Source organism: Streptomyces sp. CB02261 (assembly GCF_001905665.1).
GTDB lineage: Bacteria > Actinomycetota > Actinomycetes > Streptomycetales > Streptomycetaceae > Streptomyces.
This window is the reverse complement of record NZ_LIVX01000003.1, coordinates 155,862-175,355: the sequence shown is the minus strand read 5'-3', so window position 1 is coordinate 175,355 and position 19,494 is coordinate 155,862. Positions and strand designations below refer to the sequence as shown.

18 protein-coding genes and 1 tRNA gene are annotated in these 19,494 nt (G+C 72.9%); 10 read left to right on the top strand and 9 right to left on the bottom strand.

Features of this window, described 5'->3' with window-relative positions; all coding sequences use genetic code 11:
• Window positions 1-58: 58 nt before the first annotated feature.
• Window positions 59-799, bottom strand: a complete 741-nt coding sequence (locus AMK29_RS10935; protein ID WP_073811164.1) for an SURF1 family protein — start codon at window positions 797-799, stop codon at window positions 59-61.
• A 24-nt stretch (window positions 800-823) separates the two neighbouring features.
• Window positions 824-2,644, bottom strand: coding sequence for a S9 family peptidase (locus tag AMK29_RS10930; RefSeq protein ID WP_073811161.1), 1,821 nt, complete (start codon window positions 2,642-2,644; stop codon window positions 824-826).
• A gap of 62 nt (window positions 2,645-2,706) precedes the next feature.
• Between AMK29_RS10930 and AMK29_RS10925 the strand changes: the two genes are divergently transcribed.
• Window positions 2,707-3,537: a class I SAM-dependent methyltransferase gene (locus tag AMK29_RS10925; protein ID WP_073811158.1), complete on the top strand. Its 831-nt coding sequence runs from the start codon at window positions 2,707-2,709 to the stop codon at window positions 3,535-3,537.
• A gap of 36 nt (window positions 3,538-3,573) precedes the next feature.
• Here AMK29_RS10925 and AMK29_RS37625 read toward each other — a convergent pair whose 3' ends face one another.
• The gene (locus AMK29_RS37625) at window positions 3,574-4,608 is read right to left on the bottom strand and encodes an Lrp/AsnC family transcriptional regulator (RefSeq protein ID WP_073811155.1); all 1,035 of its coding nucleotides are present in this window, start codon (window positions 4,606-4,608) and stop codon (window positions 3,574-3,576) included.
• Between the two features lie 321 nt (window positions 4,609-4,929).
• On the opposite strand from AMK29_RS37625, the gene AMK29_RS10915 reads away from it, so the two are divergent.
• Both AMK29_RS10915 and AMK29_RS10910 read left to right on the top strand, forming a co-directional pair.
• Window positions 4,930-6,273, top strand: coding sequence for a tetratricopeptide repeat protein (locus AMK29_RS10915; RefSeq protein ID WP_241845279.1), 1,344 nt, complete (start codon window positions 4,930-4,932; stop codon window positions 6,271-6,273).
• A gap of 71 nt (window positions 6,274-6,344) precedes the next feature.
• Window positions 6,345-6,626 (top strand): hypothetical protein, encoded by a 282-nt coding sequence (locus AMK29_RS10910; protein ID WP_073811152.1) that lies wholly within the window; start codon window positions 6,345-6,347, stop codon window positions 6,624-6,626.
• A gap of 87 nt (window positions 6,627-6,713) precedes the next feature.
• Here AMK29_RS10910 and AMK29_RS10905 read toward each other — a convergent pair whose 3' ends face one another.
• Window positions 6,714-7,865 carry a serine/threonine-protein kinase gene (locus AMK29_RS10905; RefSeq protein WP_241845323.1) on the bottom strand — a complete coding sequence of 384 codons (1,152 nt, stop codon included), beginning with the start codon at window positions 7,863-7,865 and terminating at the stop codon, window positions 6,714-6,716.
• Window positions 7,866-8,193: 328 nt separating this feature from the next.
• On the opposite strand from AMK29_RS10905, the gene AMK29_RS10900 reads away from it, so the two are divergent.
• Window positions 8,194-9,072, top strand: coding sequence for a glycosyltransferase family 2 protein (locus AMK29_RS10900; protein ID WP_198942220.1), 879 nt, complete (start codon window positions 8,194-8,196; stop codon window positions 9,070-9,072).
• A 190-nt stretch (window positions 9,073-9,262) separates the two neighbouring features.
• Here AMK29_RS10900 and AMK29_RS10895 read toward each other — a convergent pair.
• Together AMK29_RS10895 and AMK29_RS10890 are read right to left on the bottom strand one after the other, a co-directional pair.
• Window positions 9,263-9,336, bottom strand: a tRNA-Pro gene (locus AMK29_RS10895).
• Window positions 9,337-9,539: 203 nt separating this feature from the next.
• On the bottom strand, window positions 9,540-10,478 hold the full coding sequence (locus AMK29_RS10890; RefSeq protein ID WP_073811145.1) for a metallophosphoesterase: 939 nt from the start codon (window positions 10,476-10,478) through the stop codon (window positions 9,540-9,542).
• Window positions 10,479-10,552: 74 nt separating this feature from the next.
• Here AMK29_RS10890 and AMK29_RS10885 point away from each other — a divergent pair, with 74 nt between their 5' ends.
• Complete coding sequence (locus AMK29_RS10885; RefSeq protein ID WP_073811142.1) at window positions 10,553-11,017, top strand: GatB/YqeY domain-containing protein; 465 nt, start codon at window positions 10,553-10,555, stop codon at window positions 11,015-11,017.
• Between the two features lie 145 nt (window positions 11,018-11,162).
• On the opposite strand, the gene AMK29_RS10880 is transcribed toward AMK29_RS10885, so the two are convergent.
• Window positions 11,163-13,406: a transglycosylase domain-containing protein gene (locus AMK29_RS10880; RefSeq protein WP_073811140.1), complete on the bottom strand. Its 2,244-nt coding sequence runs from the start codon at window positions 13,404-13,406 to the stop codon at window positions 11,163-11,165.
• Between the two features lie 525 nt (window positions 13,407-13,931).
• On the opposite strand from AMK29_RS10880, the gene AMK29_RS10875 reads away from it, so the two are divergent.
• A complete protein-coding gene (locus AMK29_RS10875) occupies window positions 13,932-14,276 on the top strand; it encodes a WhiB family transcriptional regulator (RefSeq protein WP_026058363.1) in 345 nt (114 codons plus the stop codon).
• 30 nt (window positions 14,277-14,306) lie between these two features.
• Here AMK29_RS10875 and AMK29_RS10870 read toward each other — a convergent pair whose 3' ends face one another.
• Window positions 14,307-15,689 (bottom strand): ArsA family ATPase, encoded by a 1,383-nt coding sequence (locus tag AMK29_RS10870; protein WP_073812135.1) that lies wholly within the window; start codon window positions 15,687-15,689, stop codon window positions 14,307-14,309.
• Window positions 15,690-15,817: 128 nt separating this feature from the next.
• Window positions 15,818-16,780 carry an ArsA family ATPase gene (locus AMK29_RS10865; protein ID WP_198942219.1) on the bottom strand — a complete coding sequence of 321 codons (963 nt, stop codon included), beginning with the start codon at window positions 16,778-16,780 and terminating at the stop codon, window positions 15,818-15,820.
• Window positions 16,781-16,891: 111 nt separating this feature from the next.
• Between AMK29_RS10865 and AMK29_RS35565 the strand changes: the two genes are divergently transcribed.
• The 4 genes from AMK29_RS35565 to AMK29_RS10850 all read left to right on the top strand — a co-directional run bounded on the left by AMK29_RS35565 (window position 16,892) and on the right by AMK29_RS10850 (window position 19,456).
• On the top strand, window positions 16,892-17,050 hold the full coding sequence (locus AMK29_RS35565) for a DUF4177 domain-containing protein (RefSeq protein WP_015034547.1): 159 nt from the start codon (window positions 16,892-16,894) through the stop codon (window positions 17,048-17,050).
• Window positions 17,047-17,517, top strand: coding sequence for a RidA family protein (locus tag AMK29_RS10860; RefSeq protein WP_073811132.1), 471 nt, complete (start codon window positions 17,047-17,049; stop codon window positions 17,515-17,517). Before AMK29_RS35565 ends, AMK29_RS10860 begins: the two co-directional genes overlap by 4 nt.
• A 176-nt stretch (window positions 17,518-17,693) precedes the next feature.
• Window positions 17,694-18,629, top strand: a complete 936-nt coding sequence (locus AMK29_RS10855) for an NUDIX hydrolase (RefSeq protein WP_241845277.1) — start codon at window positions 17,694-17,696, stop codon at window positions 18,627-18,629.
• Window positions 18,626-19,456 carry an MBL fold metallo-hydrolase gene (locus tag AMK29_RS10850; protein ID WP_073811126.1) on the top strand — a complete coding sequence of 277 codons (831 nt, stop codon included), beginning with the start codon at window positions 18,626-18,628 and terminating at the stop codon, window positions 19,454-19,456. Before AMK29_RS10855 ends, AMK29_RS10850 begins: the two co-directional genes overlap by 4 nt.
• The last annotated feature ends 38 nt before the right edge of the window (window positions 19,457-19,494 follow it).

The window sequence follows — 19,494 nt, the reverse complement described above, 5'->3', positions numbered from 1 at the left end:
CAGGGCCTGGAAGCTCAGGGGCGGGTCCTGCGGGGCCCGCCCGCCTGAGCAGGACGGCCTACAGGCCCAGGGCCTCGTCGCGGGACGCCTCCGCCTCGCGGCGCACCAGGCGGAACCACATGAAGAGGACGAAACCGGCGAAGACGAACCACTCCGCCGTGTAGCCGAGGTTCTGGAAGGCCTTCACGTCCAGGCTCGTGCCCGCCGCCGCGGCCGCGGGGACCGGGGTGAGACCGGCGGGCGCGTCGGCGAGGGTGATCCAGGCGTCGTAGACGTCGTCCGTCACCACGTTCACCAGGGTGGCCGCGCTGATCATGCCGAGCTGCCCCTCGGGCAGCCCGCCGGCCGTGTGGACGCCCTTGGTGCCCGCGGTCTCCGAGGCCTGGAGCGCGCCCACCACCGTCACCTCGCCGGACGGCGGGGCGGGGGCCTCCGCGCCCGTGGGGAGCCAGCCCCGGACCACCGGCAGGGACCGCCCGGCGTCCGTCCGCAGCATCGTCAGGACGTACGAGCCGGCCCGGCCGTCCAGCTCACGGTCCGGGACGAGGAACTGCTCCCCGAACCGGCCGCGCGCCTCGGCCGGGCGGCCCGAGGTCTCCTTGTCCACCGGCAGCAGCGAGTCCAGCGGCGCCGCCGCCAGGGAGCTCGCGGCCGGCCGCTCCTCGGCCTCCTGGTGGGTGTCGACGCGATCCTCGAACTTGCCCAGCTGCCAGGTCCCCATGAAGACGCAGAACGGGATCGCCAGCAGGACGAAGACGTTGATCCCCCACCAGCGGGGCGTTCTCAGGAACCGGTACACGCCCCCCACGGTACGCAAGCCGCCTCAGCCCCCCGTCGGCCGGGTCCCCAGGTGCTTCGCGGCGAACGCCAGGTCCAGGGCGACCTGCTTGATCCGCTCCTCCACCACCAGCGAGCCGTGCCCCGCGTCGTACCGGTACACCTCGTGCACCGCGCCCCGGGCCGCCAGCCGCTCGACGTAGTTGTCGATCTGGCGGATCGGGCAGCGCGGGTCGTTGACACCGGCCGAGATGTGCACCGGGGCCTTCACCCGGTCCACGTACGTCAGCGGCGACGAGGCCGCGTACCGCTCGGGCACCTCCTCGGGCGAGCCGCCGAGGAGCGTCCGGTCCAGCGCCTTGAGAGCCTCCATCTCGTCCTCGTACGCCGTGACGTAGTCCGCGACCGGGACCGCCGCGAGACCCACCGCCCAGGCGTCCGGCTGGGTGCCGAGACCCAGGAGCGTGAGATAGCCGCCCCAGGAGCCGCCGGACAGGACGAGCCGCGCCGGGTCGGCGAGACCGCTCGCCACCGCCCACGCGCGCACCGCCTCGACGTCCTCCAGCTCGATCAGGCCGACCCGGTGCTTGAGCGCGTCCGTCCACTCCCGGCCGTATCCCGTCGACCCCCGGTAGTTGACCCGCACCACCGCGTACCCGTGGTCCACCCAGGCCGCCGGGCCCGAGGCGAAGGCGTCGCTGTCGTGCCAGGTGGGACCGCCGTGCACCTCGAAGACCGTGGGGAACGGGCCCTCGCCCTCCGGGCGCTGCACGAGCGCGTGGACCCGGCCCCCGGGGCCCTCCACCCACACGTCCTCCACCGGCACCGACGGCGGCGCCTTCGGGCCCGGCGGGTCGAGGACGACCCGGCCGGACGTGGACCGCACCACCGGCGGCTCGGCGGCCGACGACCACAGGTACTCCACGCTGCCGTCGGGGCGGGCCGTGGCGCTCGACACCGAACCGGCCGGGGTGTCCACCCGCACCAGCGCGCCGGTCGCGATCTCGTACCGCCACAGCTCGCTGCGGGCCTCGAAGCTGTGGACGATCAGCAGCCCGGTGCCGTCCGGGTACCACTCGGCCGACACGTCGCCCGGCAGGTCGAGCGCCAGGTCCGTCTCCGCGCCCGTCGTCACGTCCCAGAGCATCGGCTCCCAGCGGCCGCGCCGCTGGTGCCCGACGAGCAGCCGGCCGTCCCCGGCGACCGGCGCGAAGCCGAGGACCGCGAGCCCCAGCTCCTCCGTACCGCCCTTGGTGTCGTCGAGCTCCGCGACCACGCCCGCGTCCGAGGCGCGCAGCACCCGCAGCGCCGAGTGCATCGCGTCCCCGTGCTCCGTGTGCTCGATCGCGATCAGCGACCCGTCGCGCGACAGGTCCCCGACCCCGGCCGACTCCCGGTGCCGGTAGATCTCGACGGGGGCGTCCGCCCCGGGGCGGACCAGATGGACCGTCGAGCCCTCCTCGTCCGTGGAGCGGCCCACGACGACCGTGCCCTCCCGGCCGAGGGCGAGGCCCGCCGGATAGGAGGGGGCGAGACCGGGCACGGCCGGCTCGTCGGCGCCGCCGCCGAACGGCTGGCGCATCCACACCCCGAACTCGTCCCCGTCGGTGTCCGCGAACCACCAGATCCAGGCGCCGTCCGGTGACAGGGTGCCGTCCGTCGTGCCGTTCGGCCGGTCCGTGACCTGCCGCTGCTCCCCGCTCGCCCGGTCCCAGGCGTACAGCTCGTACGTCCCCGTCGCGTTGGACACGAAGAGGGAGCGGTCCGGGGCCTCCTCGGCCCAGTCGGGCAGGGAGACGCGCGGCGCGCGGAAGCGCTGCTCCCAGACGGGGGTGTCGATTGCCTTGCTCTCAGTCATGGCACCCATGATGCTCCGCGCGGCGAATTATCAGGTCGCGTCCCTCCGAACCTGTGGATAACCTCGCTGGCATGTACTCCCCGACCCCCGAGGACTGGCGCGAGGCCAACCGCGCACGCTGGGACGAACGCGTCCCGATCCACGCGGCGAGCCGGTTCTACGACCTCGACAGCTTCCGCGCGGGCAAGGACCCCCTGCGGGAGTTCGAACGCGCGGAGGTCGGCGACGTCACCGGCCGTTCCCTGCTGCACCTCCAGTGCCACATCGGCCTCGACACCCTCTCCTGGGCCCGGCACGGCGCCGCGCACGTCGTCGGTCTCGACTTCTCCGAGCCGGCCGTCGAGACCGCCCGCTCGCTCGCCGCCGACCTGGGCCTCACCCAGGACCGCGCCGCCTTCGTCGCCGCCGACGTGTACGACGCCGCCGAGGCCGTGCCGGACAGCGCGTACGACGTCGTCTACACCGGCAGCGGGGCGCTGTGCTGGCTGCCCGACATCGAGCGCTGGGCGGAGACCGCCGCCTCGCTCGTCGCTCCCGGCGGCTTCCTCTACGTGGCGGAGTTCCACCCGCTGACGGACTCGCTCGACGACGAGACCGGCAGCCGGGTCGTCCACGACTACTTCGTCCGCGACCCCTGGGTCGACACCACCCCGGGCACCTACGCCGACCTCGACGCCGCCACCGTCCACAACCGCAGCGTCGAGTGGGTGCACCCGGTCGGCGAGGTCGTCACCGCGATCGCCGGGGCGGGTCTGCGGATCGAGTTCCTCCACGAGCACGACGCCTCGCTGTTCCCCCGCTACGGCGCGCTCCAGCGGCACGACGACGGCTCCTACCGCTTCCCGGCGGACCGCCCCCGCATCCCGCTGATGTACTCGATCAGGGCGTCCAGGCCGGCCTGAGCCGGGTGCCGGGTGCCCGTGGCGTTCCCGTGTCCCTCAGAACGGCGTCTCGGGGGGCACGTGATGCGTGCGGCGGCCGTCCGGGCCGAGGACCTGCGCCCCGATCTTGTGGGTGCGCAGCGAGAGCGCGGTGCCCGCGATCCGCAGCGCCGGGGCGGCCCGCACCAGCGCCGCCGTCACGTCGTGCAGCTCGTCGACGGTACGCAGCCACAGGGCGACGGCCAGGTTGTGCGGTCCCGTGACCGAGGTGACGAGCCGGGTCTCGCGCAGCCGGGCCAGCGCCGCCACCGTCTCCGGCACCTCCAGCGGCGGTACGTCGGTCGTGACCATCGCCCACACCGGGCGCCCGGAGAACCTCGGGGCCGGCAGACAGTGGTGGTGGAGGGCGCCGCCCGCCGCGAGGACGTCCAGCCGCCGCCGTACCGTCGACTCGCTCGTACCGCACTGCCGGGCCAGCTCCGCGGCGCTGCGGCGGGCGTCCCCCGCCAGCTCCGCGACCAGCCGGTGGTCCAGCTCCGTCAGGTTCGGCCCGGTCCCCACGCGCGCGCGTGAGCGCCGGTCGCCGCCCGTGATCCCCGTGAGGAGCTGGACCTGCCCCGGGGTGAGCTGCTCGATCCGCGACCGGTACGGGCGGTTGTGCAGCCGCGTGACGACCTGCGTACGGGAGCGGATCACCCCGGGCAGCCGCCGCACCCGCCCGGCGAGGTACGCGTCGAGGGCGTACAGGTCGGGGCAGGCCACGAGCAGGACCAGATCGGCGTCGCCGGTCACCGCGTGCACGCCGAGGGTGCAGGGGTCGCGCGACACCTCGGTCGCGGTGGCCTCGGCACGGCCCGCGACGCACTCCAGCTCGATCCACGCGTAGAGCATGGCGTCCGTGCCGCGGCGCGCGGCGAGCAGGGAACTCCACGCGTAGCCACCGGCCGTGAGGTGCTCCCAGCGCCGGGCGAGGGTGTCCGGGCTCGCCCCCAGGACGGCCGAGAGCTGGGTCCAGCTGGCCCGCGGGGCTATCTGCAATGCGTGGATCAGCGAAAGATCCGCCTCTCCCAGGACGGATTCCCCGGTACGCATTTTCCTCCTTGGCCGATCCCTGGGAATCCGTGGGTCTGGGTCCCGGAGCGCCCCAGGATGTGGGTCAGGGCCTCTGCATTCAAGCCGCAACGGCGATTGTCCGCCATCGATTCGGCCACACCTCACCGATGCGGGCACGGCCGCGGGCACGGAACGAACGGGTGACGGGGGTACAGGGTGACCGGTGAACGACCGAGGACGGAGCCGAGGACGCCGGGGGCAGAGCCCACGAGCCCGGGGGCGGAGCCGAGGACGCCGGGGGCGAGGACCGAGCCGAGGCCGCCGAGGACCGAGCCGGGGGCCGAGCTGTGGGGCGAGCCCGTGAGCCCTGAGCAGTTCGCCGCCGCCGAGCGCGGCTACGCCCGCTGCGGACTCGCCGAACAGCTCCTGTGGGAACGGCTCTCCGTCTTCGAGGGCGCCTTCGGCCTGGACGCCGTCCGTGAGGTGTGCGCCTCCGACGCCCTGCCGCCGGCGGTCGTCCTGTCGGTCCTCGACCGGCTGGCCCCCGCCGCCCTCCTCCCCGTCGACGACCTCTTCGACGGCGAGGACGACGCCCCCCGCTACTGGATGCCGCAGCCCATGCGGGCCGTCGGCGCCCGCCGGCTCACCGCGCGCGGCGACCGCTGGGCCGTCGTCCTGCGCCACCGCAGATGGTGCGCACGGGTCGCCCGGCAGGCCGCCGACTGGTGGCAGAGCGGCCGGCAGCTCGACGCCCGCGACCTCGCCCTGCGCGAACTCCCCGACCTGGCCGCCGCCATGGACCCGACGACCGCGCCCCTCTCGCCGAGCGCCGAGGCCGACACCGCCGTCGAGATAGCCGTCTCCCTGTGGTTCCTGTGGGTCGCCTGCGGGCGGGTCACCGAGGGCAGGACCCGGCTGCGCCACGCTCTCTCCCTGCACACCGGGCAGCCGACGTCCCGCGCCCTGTGGCTCGCCGCCTTCCTGGAGCTGGAGTCGGGCCGCCCCGAGGACGCCGACCCGCTCCTCGTCCAGGCCTGGGCGGCCGCCGTACGGGAGAGGGACGACCGCACCCTCGGTCTGCTGTCGCACCTGCGCGGCGCGGCCGCCCTCTACCAGGGGCGTACGCGCGCGGCGGCGGCCGAGTTCAGGGACGCGCTGGCCCTGATGGGCCACTATCCGGAGTTCGGGCCCACCCGGGAGCTGTGCTGGGCCGCGCTCGCCCTCAGCCTCACCCGTACCGACCCGGAGGCCGCCCAGGAGGCCCTGGACCAGCTGGTGCTCGACCCGTCGTCACGGCGGGCCTGGGCGGGCCGCGACCTGTGGGCGGAGGCCTGGACGCACCACGCGCGGGCCGAGCTCCTCGCCTGGGACGGCGAGCGGGAACGGGCCGCCGACCACGCCCGCAGGGCGCTGCGCGGCCATCTGACGCTGGGCTCGGCGGTCGGCGCGGCCTGCGCGGCCGAACTCCTCGCCCAGCTGCGGCTCATGACGGGCCGTGCCGCCTCCGCCGCGCATCTGCTCGGCGCCGTGAACCTGTTGCGGACCTCCGCCTTCGACGCCTCGTACCGGCCCGCGGAGTACTGCGTTACCACCCGGGACCGCAGCGAGACGGCCCTGCGGGGCATGCTCGACGACCCGGAGCTGCGCCGGGCGTACGAAGAGGGCGCGAGGATCGGCCTGTTCGCCCTGGCGGAGACGGCGTAGGGACCGCCCGTCGCGCGTGGAGCGGCGCGTGCGGCGTTCCGTACCTACTCTGGAGGGTACGGAGGTGACCCATGACCCGACGGCACCACTTCCACATCGACCACCGCGGGCACTCGGTCTCCGCGACGGTCAGGACGGGGCACAGCACCGTCGTCGAGATCCTCGTCGACGGCAAGGAGACCGGCTACGCCAAGACGCGTGGTGACGAGCCGGTCACCGTCCCGGTCGAGCTGCCGACCGACCCGCCGACGGCCGTGTCCGTACGGGTCACCCCGGGGCCCGGCGAGCCGAGCTGCCGGCTGATCCTGACGGCGGACGGGGAGCCGCAGGTGATGGCGCCGAGAGCGTACTGACGGCCCGGGGCCGAGGGCCCCGGGCAGTGGCGGGCCTCAGGAGGGCCAGGACGCCCGGACCGAGGGTCCCGCGGCCCGTGGCAGGGCTCAGGAGAGCCAGGCCATCCCGATGATCAGGAAGACCACGAAGGCGATGGCGCCGGCGACCGCGGCCGTCTTGCGGGGGCGGCGCCGGGAGAGTTCCGCGAGTCCGCTGCTCGTGGCGGCGGGCCGCTCCCGTCGCCGGGACGAGGTGGGCGCCCCGGCCGACAGGGGTCTGTGCGCCTGCCCGGCCCCGGGTCTGTGGGCCTGCCCCGGCATGGCCGTCGGCATCGCCGCGGGCGCGGGCATGGGCCCCGACAGCGACCCGGAGGCGGGACCCGACCTGTGCGCCGACAGCGGCGCGGACCTGGGCGTGGCCCGGGCGGCGGCACCCGGCGGCGGGCCGGCGTGGTGGTGCGCGGCGCCGGGTCCGGGCTGCGTCGGTATGCCCGGCGCGTAGGCCCGCCAGGCACCGGAGGAGAACCAGTCCGCGATGGCCTGCGCCGAGGGCCGCTGCTCAGGCTGCTTGGCCAGCAGGCTCAGCAGATACGCCTCGAACTCCGACGGCAGCGCCACCCCGAGCCGCCCGGGGGGTACCGGCGCGGTGTCGATGTGCTGGTACAGCAGTGCCGTCGCCGTGTCCGCCCGGAACGGCGGGCGGCCGGTGAGGAGTTGGTAGAGCACGCAGCCGAGCGAGTACACGTCGGAGGCGGGTGAGGCGGGCTGCCCGAGGGCCCGCTCGGGCGCCAGGTAGAGCCCGGTGCCCACGATCTGCCCGGTCGTGGTGAGCGCCGCCGAGGGGTCGTCGACGAACCGCGCGATGCCGAAGTCGGCCAGCTTCACCGTTCCGTCCCCGTCGACCAGCAGGTTCCCCGGCTTGATGTCCCGGTGCACGACACCCTGCCGGTGCGCGGCGGCGAGCCCGGCGGCGGCGTGGGCGGCGACGACGGCGACCCGTTCGGGGGGCAGGACCAGCGGGTCGGACGGGCTCCCGGCGAGGCTGTCGCCCTCCACCAGCTCCATGACGAGGAACAGCTTCCCGTCCCACGTACCGAAGTCGAAGACGCCGACCACGTGCGGGTGGCTGAGCCGGGCGGCGGTCTGCGCCTCCAGCCGGAACCGGTCACCGGCGGAGGGGTCCGTCGACTGCGCCAGCATCAGCTTGACGGCCACGGACCGGCCGAGCACCTCGTCGGTGGCCTGCCACACCTCGCCCATGCCGCCCCGGCCGATACACACGTGAAGCCGATATCGGTCCGCGACCAGCACCTGGAGACCACCCTTTCGACGATCGATCAACTTGACGGAAGACAACCAGCGTAGAGCCGCGCGACCGTGCTCTTCGCCGCGCTCCCCCCTGTGCCCGCTCCGATCGTCGCGAAGACGCCCGCCCCCGGCCGCCGCGAGGCCGCGACGGCGTGTCCGGCGGCCCCCACGGATGGACGCGGACTGTGATGCGGATGAACGAGAGGTGGCGCCGTCCGGTTAGCATCGCGGCCCGGAGTGAGTGCCGGCATTCGCCGGTGAGCGTGGAACGGAGTGGGTCGTGGCACGACCTCGTGTGGGTGTGGCGGTACTGACGATGGGCACGCGCCCGGTCGAGCTGCGGGCACTGCTCGACGCCGTGGCGCGGCAGGACGAGCCCGCCGCCCGGATCGTCGTCGTCGGCAACGGTACCGGGACGCTCCCGGAGCTTCCCGAGGGCGTCATCGGGGTCGAACTGCCCGAGAACCGGGGTGTGTCGGGCGGCCGGAACGTCGCCATCGAGACGCTGCGCGACTGCGGCGACGTCGACGTCCTGGTGGACCTGGACGACGACGGACTGCTCGTCGACACCGACGTCTTCCGGCGCCTCGCCGACCTGTACGAGGGCGACCCGGCCCTGGGCGTCGTCTCGTTCCGTATCGCCGACGAGACGGGCGAGACGCAGCGGCGCCACGTCCCGCGCCTCGGGGCGAAGGACCCGATGCGCGGCGGGGAGGTCACGACCTTCCTCGGTGGCGGCCACGGCCTGTCGATGGCGATGCTCGACGAGATCGGCGGCTGGCCGGAGGACTTCTTCTTCACGCACGAGGAGACCGACATGGCCTGGCGCGCCCTCGACGCGGGCTGGAAGGTCATCTACGAGCCGGCGCTCCTCCTCCAGCACCCGAAGACCAGCCCCGCCCGGCACGCCGTCTACCACCGGATGACCGCCCGCAACCGCGTCTGGCTCGCCAAGCGGAACCTGCCCGCGCTGCTGGTCCCCGTCTACCTGGGCGTCTGGACCCTGCTCACCCTGGCCCGCACCCGCTCCCTGCCGGGCCTCGCGTCCTGGTTCGCCGGCTTCGCGGAGGGCGTCCGCCGCTCCGGCGGCCCCCGCCGCCCCATGCGCTGGTCCACGGTCCGCCACATGACCCGGCTGGGGCGCCCGCCGGTGATCTAGGCACCTCGACTTCCGGAGCCCGGGCACGGCGTTTTCTCTCGTCGGGCCCGGCCTCCACGCGTTCGAACCCGGCCTGACGGAGGCCGAGTTCCCGCGGGCGGAACTTCCCGTGAGAACCGGTAGTCACGCAGACAGAAACAGGTGGGGCCGGTACTGATATCAGTACCGGCCCCACCTGCTGTTTTGGCTGTCGGGGTGGCGGGATTTGAACCCACGACCTCTTCGTCCCGAACGAAGCGCGCTGCCAAGCTGCGCTACACCCCGATGTCGCTGCTCTGCTCTTCACGTCGCGGCGACATCGCTTACTTTAGCCCACGCGCGCGCTGAGGCGAAATCCGGTTTCCGGGGGGTCGCGGGGAGGTCCGGCGGGCGCTGGAGGCGCGGGGTGGGGGCGGTGTGGCCCCCGGGGGTTCCGCTCGTGTGCCGCTCGTGCGCCGCTTTTGCGCGCCGCGCCCCGCCGGGCGCGCTCAGGTGCGGGACGTCAGGGTCAGCAGGGTGACCTCGGGCGGGCAGGCGAAGCGGATCGGGGTGTAGCGGTTGGTGCCGCAGCCCGCCGAGACGTGCAGGTACGAGGTCCGGTCGGCGGCCGTGTGGGTGGACAGCCCCTTCGCCCGGTCGGTGTCCAGGTCGCAGTTGGTGACGAGCGCCCCGTAGAAGGGGACGCACAGCTGTCCGCCGTGGGTGTGCCCGGCGAGGATCAGCTCGTACCCGTCGGCCGTGAAGGCGTCGAGCGACCGCAGGTACGGGGCGTGGACCACGCCGACCGTGAAGTCGGCCGTGCCGTCGGGGCCGCCGGCCACCTGCTCGTACCGGTCCCGCTTGATGTGCGGGTCGTCGAGGCCGGTGAACGCGAGGTCCGCCTGCGGCAGCTTGACCCGTCCGCGGGTGTTGGTGAGGTTCACCCAGCCCGCCGCGTCGAAGGCGTCCCGCATCCCCTCCCACGGGTTGTGGACGGCGCCGGCGACGGGCTTGTTGCCGTTGAGCCCGTGGCGGCCCTGCGCCTTCTCCCACAGGTAGCGGCCGGGGTTGCGCAGCTTGGGCCCGTAGTAGTCGTTGGACCCGAAGACGTACACCCCCGGGAACTCCATCAGCGGGCCGAGCGCGTCGAGCACCTCCGGGACCGCCTCCGGGTCGGAGAGGTTGTCGCCGGTGTTCACGACGAGGTCGGGGCGGAGCCCCGCGAGGGACTGGAGCCAGGCCCGCTTCTTGCGCTGGCCGCTCACCATGTGGATGTCGGAGACCTGGAGGACCCGCAGGTCGCTCATGCCCGGTGGCAGCACCGGGACCGTCACGCGGCGGAGCCGGAACGAGCGGGCCTCGAAACCGGCCGCGTAGACGATTCCGGCGGCGGCAGTCGCCGTGAGGCCTGCCGTGATCTTCAGGGGGATCCCGTACCGTGCGCGCATTCCCCCATCGTCGCAGACCCGTCGAGCGTAAATGCGCGGGCGGGTGGGGTGATCCACCTGCCACACTTGACCCCATGACCACGCTGAAGGCGAAGCTCCAGGCCGACCTCAACGCCGCGATCCGGGAGCGCGACGAACTGCGCTCCTCGACCCTGCGGCTGACCATCACCGCGATCACCAAGGAGGAGGTCGCGGGCAAGACCAAGCGCGAACTCTCCGACGACGAGGTGCAGAAGGTGATCGCCAAGGAGGCGAAGAAGCGCCGCGAGGCCGCGGACGCCTTCGCCCAGGGCGGTCGTCTCGAGTCCGCCGAGCGGGAGAAGGCGGAGGGCGTCATCCTCGACGCGTACCTGCCGAAGCAGCTCGGCGACGAGGAGCTCGACGGGATCGTCGCGGCGGCCGTCGCGGAGGCCAGGGCGGCGGGCGCCGAGGGGCCGCGTGCCATGGGCGCCGTCATGAAGATCGTGAACCCGAAGGTGGCCGGCCAGGCCGACGGCGGTCGCGTCGCCGCCTCCGTGAAGAAGCTGCTCGCGGGCTGACCCGAGGTGAGCGAGCGGGCCACCCCGCTCGCGGGCCGAGCCGCGCCGGTCCGCTGAGCTGACAGGCGGAGCCGAGTCGCTCATCCGTCGGACGTACGAGAGAGGGCGCCCCACCAGGTGGGGCGCCCTCTCTCGTGTCCGTGCGTCAGCGGTTTCCGCCGCGGCCGTTGCCGTTGCCGCCGCCCAGCAGGTCCTCCGGGAGCGTGATCCCCGGGAACGGGTTGGTCGGGGGCTTGCTGTCGCCCGGCTTGCCGTTGCCCGGCTTCGCCGGCTTGTTCGGGCCCTGCTCGCCTTCCTTCTCCTTGTCCTTGGGCTTCTCGGCCCGCGGTACGGAGATGGGGGCGAAGCGCGGCGTCTCGGAGGCGTCCAGTGCGCCCGTCATCGCGATCTTCCAGATGGGGCCGGGGAGGCAGCCGCCGCAGACCTTGTCGTAGGTCACGCCGCCGATGGTGATGTCGTACATCGACTGCTTCTCGCCGACGTCGTCACCGACCCAGACGGCGGTGGACAGGTTCGGCGTGTAGCCGACGAACCAGGCGTCCTTGCGGTCGTTCGTCGTACCGGTCTTGCCCGCGTTGTCACGGTCGCTGAGGCCGGCCTTCGTACCCGTGCCGTCCTCGACGACGCCCTTCAGCATCTGGTTGATCAGGTCGGCGGTGCGCTCGCTCATCGCCCGCGTGCACTTGGTCTGCGGCACGTTCAGCTTGTCGCCGTTGGCCGCCTTGACGGACTCGATGGCGACCGGGGTGCAGTAGATGCCACGGTTGGCGAAGGTCGAGTAGGCCGCCGCCATGTCGAGCGGGGTGCTCTCCTGGGCGCCGAGGGTCACGGACGGCAGCTGCTGGAGCCGCTTGCCGAGCTCGCGCTCGTACCCGACGTTCTTCGCCATCGTCAGCGTCTCGCAGAGGCCGGCCATCTGCTCCAGCTTGGCGAAGTACGTGTTGATGGACTTGCCGAGCGCGCTGGTCATGTCGTACGCGCCCTTCTCCGACTCGACCTCGTTGCCGATCTCCCAGTTGGCGTACCCGGCCGGCTTGCCGTCGCAGCGGGTGTAGTCCTTCTCCGGGATGTTGATCTTCCACGGCGTGTCGAAGCTCGTCGCCGGGCTGATGCCCTTCTCCAGCGCCGCCGCCGCCGTGATCGGCTTGAAGGTCGAGCCGACCTGGAAGCCGTACGTCGTGCCGCCCATCCTGCTGCCGACGGCGAGGTTCAGCGTCGTCTGGTTCTGCTTCTGGTCCAGGCCGTACGGGCGGGACTGGCCCATCGAGAGGATCTTGCCGGTACGGGGCTGGACCTGCACCACCGAGGCGGCGACCGGGTCGTCCTTGTTGATCTTCGCGACGGCGGCCTCGTTGGCGGCGGCCTGGGCGCGCGGGTCGAGCGTGGTCTTGACGGTGAGGCCGCCCAGGTTCCACAGCTTCTGGCGCTCCTCGGCCGTCTTCCCGAAGACCGGGTCGGTGAGGATCGTCTTGCGGACGTAGTCGCAGAAGAAGCCGGCGCCGTCGACGGCGGTGATGCAGCCGTTCTTCGGGGTCTTCACCTTCAGCTTGAGCGGGGCCGCCTTCGCCTTGTCCGCCTCGGCCTGGCTGATGTCCTTCACGTCGGCCATCCGCTGGAGGACCACGTTCCGGCGCTTGGTGGCTTCCTGGATGTCGTTGATCGGGTCGTAGCGGCTCGGCGACTGGACGAGACCGGCCATCATCGCCGCCTCGCCCAGGCTCAGGTCGGCGGCGTGCTTGGAGAAGTACCGCTGGGAGGCGGCCTCGATGCCGTACGCCTGCTGCCCGAAGAACGTGATGTTGAGGTAGTTCTCCAGGATCTTCTTCTTGCCCAGCTCCTCCTCGACCTGGATCGCGAACTTCAGCTCGCGGACCTTCCGGCCGATGGTCTGCTGGGTGGCCTGCGCGACCTTCTCCGGGTCGTCACCGGCCTCCTCGACGAAGACGTTCTTCACGTACTGCTGGGTGAGCGTGGACGCGCCCTGCGCGACCCCGCCCTCCTGCGCGTTGCGGTTGATCGCGCGCAGCACGCCCTTGAGGTCGATCGCCCCGTGCTCGTAGAAGCGGCCGTCCTCGATCGCGACGATCGCCTTCTGCATGTACGGGGAGATCTTCTCCAGCGGCACGACCTTGCGGTCCCGCGAGTACACCGTGGCGAGGAGGCCGCCCTCGGAGTCGAGGATCGTGGTGCGCTGACTCAGCGGTGGGGTCTTCAGGTTGGAGGGGATCTCGTCGAACCCTTCGACCGTCCCCTTCGCCGCCAGCCCGAGTGCCCCGGCCGCGGGCAGGGCGATGCCCGCCAGCACGGCTCCGGAGAGCACACTGACACCGAGGAACTTGGCGGCCTGCTGGGTCCCGGTCAGACCACCGCCCGAGCGCTTCTTTGCCATGGGGGCAGCCTAATCCGTAGGGATGAGCGATCCGCAGGAGCGGGGTCCTCTCGGAGCGTTCGAGTACCAGACCGTGACATCCGGAGACCGGCGGGGCGGCCGGGCGCGCGTCGGCGGCGACGTTCGCATTCGCCGGACACACGGAGAGGCCTTGGCCTAAGCTGCTCCCAACTGTCACAGCAGTGCGGTCCGGCATCAAGACCCGCGTGTGACATCGACATGAATTCCCGTGAACCCGAAAACATGGGGACCTCGTGTCCGATTACGGCTCATGCGTCACGCGGTGTCCGAAGTGGACCCGCCGAGGAAGGGCGTATCCGCGCGGTATGTCCGCTATCACACGCATGTCCTTCGATCACTCCCCTGGGTGATCTGACGCGCACGCATAGTCCGTTCGGGCCATCCAAGATTGGGCCCGAAGGGGGTGTTGCGCTGTGCCCACCTTCCGTAACGTCCCAACTGGCAGCGGTGAATATGCCGCTGCCGCCGTGGGGGAGCCTCGATTCGGGAGAGGACGGCGCCGGTATGGGCTGGGTAGCTGACTGGAGTGCGCAGGCGGCCTGCCGCACTACCGATCCGGATGAACTTTTCGTGCAGGGAGCGGCGCAGAACAGGGCGAAGGCGGTGTGCACCGGATGCCCGGTGCGGACCGAGTGCCTCGCCGACGCCCTCGACAACCGCGTGGAGTTCGGCGTGTGGGGCGGCATGACGGAGCGCGAGCGCCGTGCCCTGCTGCGCCGCAGGCCGACCGTCACCTCGTGGCGGCGGCTGCTCGAGACCGCGCGCACGGAGTACGAGCGGGGAGCGGGCCTGCTGCCCGTGGCGATGGAGGACGACGCGACGTACGAGGCGTACGCCGCGGTGGGCTAGCAACCCGTCAGGCGGCGGGCTCGTAACCCGTCAGACCGACGGTCTTCGCCCGGCCGTGAGCCGGTCACCGATGGCCCGCAGCCCGGCGAGGTCGTGCACATCGCCGGGCAGGGCCGCCACTTCGGCCACCGCCACCTCGGGGTGGAGAGCGGTGAAGCGGTCACGCGTGTGCTGCTCACGCGTGAGCACCCGCATGCGCTCGGCATGCAGGCGCAGAAGTCCCGCGGTAAGGCGGCGCACGTCCGCGTCGGACGTGCTGTCGACAGAGATGTGGACGGCGCTGGGGGCGGCGCCGGTGTCGAGTCGGTCCTCTGGGCTGGCTGCGGTGCTCGCGTCGATGGTGCCCGCGTCGGTGCTCTCGGCCGTGCTGTCGTGCGGTGTGCCCTGGTCGGCTGTGGGGGCAGCTCCGGGCACGGGACGTGCGGCGGCGGTGGCGAGGTCGGACGGCTCGGGCTCCTGGGTCGGGGAGCCGCTGCGCACAGTCTTCCCGTCCCCCTGATCCACAATCCGCCCCTCGTCAAGATTTTCCGCGGCGGCCCGCGCCCGCTCCGCCGACAGCCCGGCGGCCTCGCTGCCGTGGACCCGGTTGAGGACGAGGCCGGCCAGCGGCATCTTCTCGGCGGCCAGCCGCTCCACGAAGTACGCGGCCTCGCGCAGCGCGTCCCGCTCCGGCGTGGCCACCACCAGGAAGGCCGTGCCCGGCGCCTGGAGCAGCCTGTACGTGGCGTCGGCGCGGGTCCGGAAACCGCCGAACATCGTGTCCATCGCGGCGACGAACGTCTGCACGTCCTTGAGGAACTGACCCCCCAGCAGCTTTCCGAGGGTCCCCGTCATCATCGACATGCCGACGTTGAGGAACTTCATCCCGGCCCGGCCGCCCACCTTCGCCGGCGCCATGAGCAGCTTGATGAACGTCCCGTCGAGGAACGACCCGAGCCGCTTCGGCGCGTCCAGGAAGTCCAGGGCGGACCGGGACGGCGGGGTGTCCACGACGATCAGGTCCCACTCGTCGCGCGCCCTGAGCTGGCCCAGCTTCTCCATCGCCATGTACTCCTGCGTCCCGGCGAAGCCGGCCGACAGGGACTGGTAGAAGGGGTTCTCCAGGATCGCCCGCGCCCGCTCGGGCTCGGCGTGCGCCTCGACGATCTCGTCGAAGGTCCGCTTCATGTCCAGCATCATCGCGTGCAGCCGACCGCCGTCGGATCCCTTGATCCCGGCGACCTCGCGCGGGGTGTTGTCGAGGGAGTCGATGCCTATCGACTGGGCGAGGCGGCGGGCCGGGTCGATGGTGAGGACGACGACGCGCCGGCCGCGCTCCGCCGCCCGGACGCCGAGGGCCGCGGCTGTGGTGGTCTTGCCGACCCCGCCGGCGCCGCAGCAGACGATGATGCGGGTGCCCGGGTCGTCGAGGATCGGGTCGACCTCGAGGACCGGGACGTCGAGCTCCGAGACCGGTGCGTCGAGTTCCGGCTCCGGAAGGTCGAACTCCGGGACCGGGACCGTGCGACGCCCGCCCCCGGCGGAGCCCGCAGCCTTCTCCGTCACGCGCCCACCCCTTGCTTCCGCAGTTCCTTAGCCATCCGGTAGAGCCCCGCGATGTCCGCCCCGTCCCCGAGATAGGGGAGCTCGTACGCCGGGACGCCGACGCCGTCGAGGACGGCCCGCTGCGCCCGCTCCAGCTCCACCCGCCGGGCGTGCTCGGCCGCCTGGTCCAGCAGCGGCTCGACGAGCGCCGTGCCGCCCGTGACGCCGGCGGAGACCAGGGTCCTGGCGATCGCCTCCCGGTGGTCGCCGGAGGCGGCCCGTACCGCCGCCTCGTCGAGGACGTGGGGCCGGACCATGTTCACCACGACCCGGCCCACCGGCAGTTCGGCCGCGCGGAGCTCCGCGATGCCGTCCGCCGTCTCCTGGACCGGCATCTCCTCCAGGAGGGTCACCAGATGGACCGCCGTCTCCGGGGACTTGAGGACCCGCATGACGGCCTGCGCCTGGTTGTGTATGGGGCCGATCCGCGCCAGGCCGGCCACCTCGTCGTTCACGTTGAGGAAGCGGGTGATGCGGCCGGTGGGCGGCGCGTCCATGATCACGTGGTCGTACGTGTGGCCGCCGTGCTTCTCCCGCCGCCTGACCGCCTCGCACGCCTTGCCGGTCAGCAGGACGTCCCGTACGCCCGGCGCTATCGTCGTCGCGAAGTCGATCGCGCCGAGCTTCTTCAGGGCCCGCCCCGCACTGCCCAGCTTGTAGAACATCTGGAGGTAGTCGAGGAGCGCGCGCTCGGCGTCGATCGCCAGCGCGTACACCTCCCCGCCGCCCGGGGCGACGGCGATCTTGCGCTCCTCGTACGGAAGGGCCTCCGTCTCGAAGAGCTGTGCGATGCCCTGTCTGCCTTCGACCTCGACGAGGAGGGTGCGCTTGCCCTCCGTCGCGAGGGCGAGGGCGAGGGCGGCGGCGACCGTCGTCTTACCGGTACCGCCCTTGCCGCTGACGACCTGAAGCCTGCTCACGTTGTCGAGCCTAACCATTGGCGGCGGCGCCCAATCAGGTGGCCGCCCCGGAGAAGCTCCCTAGGGGGAGCCTCGGGGGGCCGCTCCGCGGCAGCGGATACAGTCGGGCCCATGACCAAGTGGGAGTACGTCACGGTGCCGCTTCTGGTGCACGCGACCAAGCAGATTCTGGACACCTGGGGCGAGGACGGCTGGGAGCTCGTCCAGGTCGTGCCCGGGCCGAACAACCCCGAGCAGCTCGTGGCCTATCTGAAGCGGGCCAAGTCGTGAGCGGGGCCGTCGAGGCGAAGCTCGCCGAGCTGGGCCTGACCCTGCCGGCGGTCGTGCCGCCCCTGGCCGCCTACCAGCCGGCCGTGCAGTCCGGCGTGTACGTCTACACCTCGGGCCAGCTCCCGATGGTGGACGGCAAGCTCCAGCTGACCGGCAAGGTCGGCGGCGAGGTCACCGCCGAGGAGGCCAAGCAGCTCGCGGCCACCTGCGCGCTGAACGCGCTCGCGGCCGTGAAGTCGGTCGCCGGTGACCTGGACCGGATCAAGCGGGTCGTGAAGGTCGTCGGCTTCGTCGCCTCCGCCCCCGACTTCACCGGGCAGCCCGGCGTCATCAACGGCGCCAGCGAGCTGCTCGGCGCGGTCCTCGGCGACAAGGGCGTGCACGCGCGCAGCGCCGTCGGCGTGACCGTGCTGCCGCTCGACGCCCCCGTCGAGGTCGAGGTCCAGGTGGAGCTGGTCGAGGCCTGACCGCCTCCGTACGACACGAGCCGGTGCCCTCCGCGTGAGGGGACCGGCTCTCGTGCGCTCCGGCCGGACGAGAAGCGGTCGTGCGGCGACGAGGGGTTCTCGTGCGGTGACGAGGGGTTCTCGTGCGGCGACGAGTGGCTCTCGTGCAATCCGGTGCTTGCGCATAGCATCCGGCCATGTCCCAAGGTCAGCCGAAGCAGCCGAAGCAGCCGAGCCCGACGGAGCCGGCGGTGCGGCCCCAGCCGTCGAACGGTCAGTGGTACCCGCCCGAGTGGCCCGACCGCATCCGCGCCCTCGCCGCCGGCGAGCTCGTCCCGGTGACCCCCCGGCGCGCCGCGACCGTCATGCTCCTGCGGGACGGGGCCGCCGGGCCCGACGTCCACATGCTGCGCCGCCGCACCTCCATGGCCTTCGCGGGCGGCGCGTACGCCTACCCCGGCGGTGGTGTCGACCCGCGCGACGAGCACCCGGTGCGCTGGGCGGGACCCTCCCGGGAGACCTGGGCGGCCCGGCTCGGCCTCGACGACCCCGCGCAGGCCCAGGCCGTGGTGTGCGCCGCCGTACGCGAGACCTACGAGGAGGCGGGCGTCCTGCTCGCCGGGGAGACCGACGAGGGCGTCGTCGGCGACACGACCGGCGCGGAGTGGGAGCGGGACCGGGAGGCGCTGGTCGCCCGGGAGCTGTCCTTCGCCGACTTCCTGGACCGGCGGGGCCTGGTGCTCCGCTCCGACCTGCTCGGCGCGTGGGCCCGCTGGATCACGCCGGAGTTCGAGCGGCGCCGGTACGACACCTGGTTCTTCGTGGCCGCGCTGCCGGCCGGGCAGCGCACCCGGAACGCGTCCACGGAGGCCGACCGCACCGTCTGGATCCGCCCGGCGGAGGCCGCCGCGGGCTACGACCGGGGCGAGCTGACGATGATGCCGCCGACGATCTCGACCCTGCGCGCCCTGGAGCCGTACGGCACGGCGGCCGAGGCCCTCGCGGCGGCGGAGACGCAGGACCTGGCCCCGGTGCTCGCCCAGGCGCGTCTGGAGGGCGAGGAGCTGGTGCTGAGCTGGCCGGGGCACGAGGAGTTCACCAAGATCATCCCGGCGGGAGGGGAGGAGCGATGAGCGACGCCGCCGCCCTGCCGGGCCAGCCGCGCGGAATCGTGGCCTCCGGGCCCGCGACCGACCGCGCCGTGAACGTCCTCGCCCCGAACCCGTCCGCGATGACCCTGGACGGCACCAACACCTGGCTCCTGTCCGAGCCCGGCTCCGACCTCGCCGTCGTCGTGGATCCCGGGCCGCTCGACGAGTCCCACCTGGGTCGTGTGATCGAGACGGCCGAGAAGCTCGGCAAGCGGGTGGCGCTCACCCTGCTGACCCACGGCCACTGGGACCACGCGGAGGGCGCCGGCCGGTTCGCCGAGCTGACGGGCACGGCCGTGCGGGCCCTCGACCCGGCGCTGCGGCTGGGTGACGAGGGGCTGGGCGCGGGGGACGTGGTGACGGTCGGAGGCCTGGAGATCCGGGTCGTCGGGACGCCCGGCCACACCTCGGACTCGCTCTCCTTCCACCTGCCCGCCGACCGGGCGGTGCTGACGGGCGACACCGTGCTGGGGCGCGGGACGACGATGGTGGCGCATCCGGACGGGCGGCTCGGCGACTACCTGGACTCGCTGCGGCGGCTCCGCTCGCTCACGGTGGACGACGGGGTCCACACGGTCCTGCCGGGGCACGGGCCGGTCCTGGAGGACGCGCAGGGGGCCGTGGAGTTCTATCTGGCGCACCGGGCGAGCCGGCTGGCTCAGGTCGAGACGGCGGTCGAGAACGGTCACCGGACGGCGGCGGAGGTCGTCGCCCACGTGTACGCGGACGTGGACCGCTCGCTGTGGCCGGCGGCCGAGCTGTCCGTACGGGCGCAGCTGGAGTACCTGCGGGAGCGGGGGCTCGTGTAGCCGGAGGCGGCGGGCGACCTCGGCGTGTGACGGCGCGG

Coding starts and splice junctions, on each gene's coding strand:
- AMK29_RS10930 (WP_073811161.1), bottom strand. CDS start 2,644: ATGGGTGCCATGACTGAGAGCAAGGCAATCGACACCCCCGTCTGGGAG.
- AMK29_RS10925 (WP_073811158.1), top strand. CDS start 2,707: ATGTACTCCCCGACCCCCGAGGACTGGCGCGAGGCCAACCGCGCACGC.
- AMK29_RS37625 (WP_073811155.1), bottom strand. CDS start 4,608: ATGCGTACCGGGGAATCCGTCCTGGGAGAGGCGGATCTTTCGCTGATC.
- AMK29_RS10910 (WP_073811152.1), top strand. CDS start 6,345: ATGACCCGACGGCACCACTTCCACATCGACCACCGCGGGCACTCGGTC.
- AMK29_RS10905 (WP_241845323.1), bottom strand. CDS start 7,865: ATGGGCGAGGTGTGGCAGGCCACCGACGAGGTGCTCGGCCGGTCCGTG.
- AMK29_RS10890 (WP_073811145.1), bottom strand. CDS start 10,478: ATGCGCGCACGGTACGGGATCCCCCTGAAGATCACGGCAGGCCTCACG.
- AMK29_RS10885 (WP_073811142.1), top strand. CDS start 10,553: ATGACCACGCTGAAGGCGAAGCTCCAGGCCGACCTCAACGCCGCGATC.
- AMK29_RS10880 (WP_073811140.1), bottom strand. CDS start 13,406: ATGGCAAAGAAGCGCTCGGGCGGTGGTCTGACCGGGACCCAGCAGGCC.
- AMK29_RS10875 (WP_026058363.1), top strand. CDS start 13,932: ATGGGCTGGGTAGCTGACTGGAGTGCGCAGGCGGCCTGCCGCACTACC.
- AMK29_RS35565 (WP_015034547.1), top strand. CDS start 16,892: ATGACCAAGTGGGAGTACGTCACGGTGCCGCTTCTGGTGCACGCGACC.
- AMK29_RS10855 (WP_241845277.1), top strand. CDS start 17,694: ATGTCCCAAGGTCAGCCGAAGCAGCCGAAGCAGCCGAGCCCGACGGAG.
- AMK29_RS10850 (WP_073811126.1), top strand. CDS start 18,626: ATGAGCGACGCCGCCGCCCTGCCGGGCCAGCCGCGCGGAATCGTGGCC.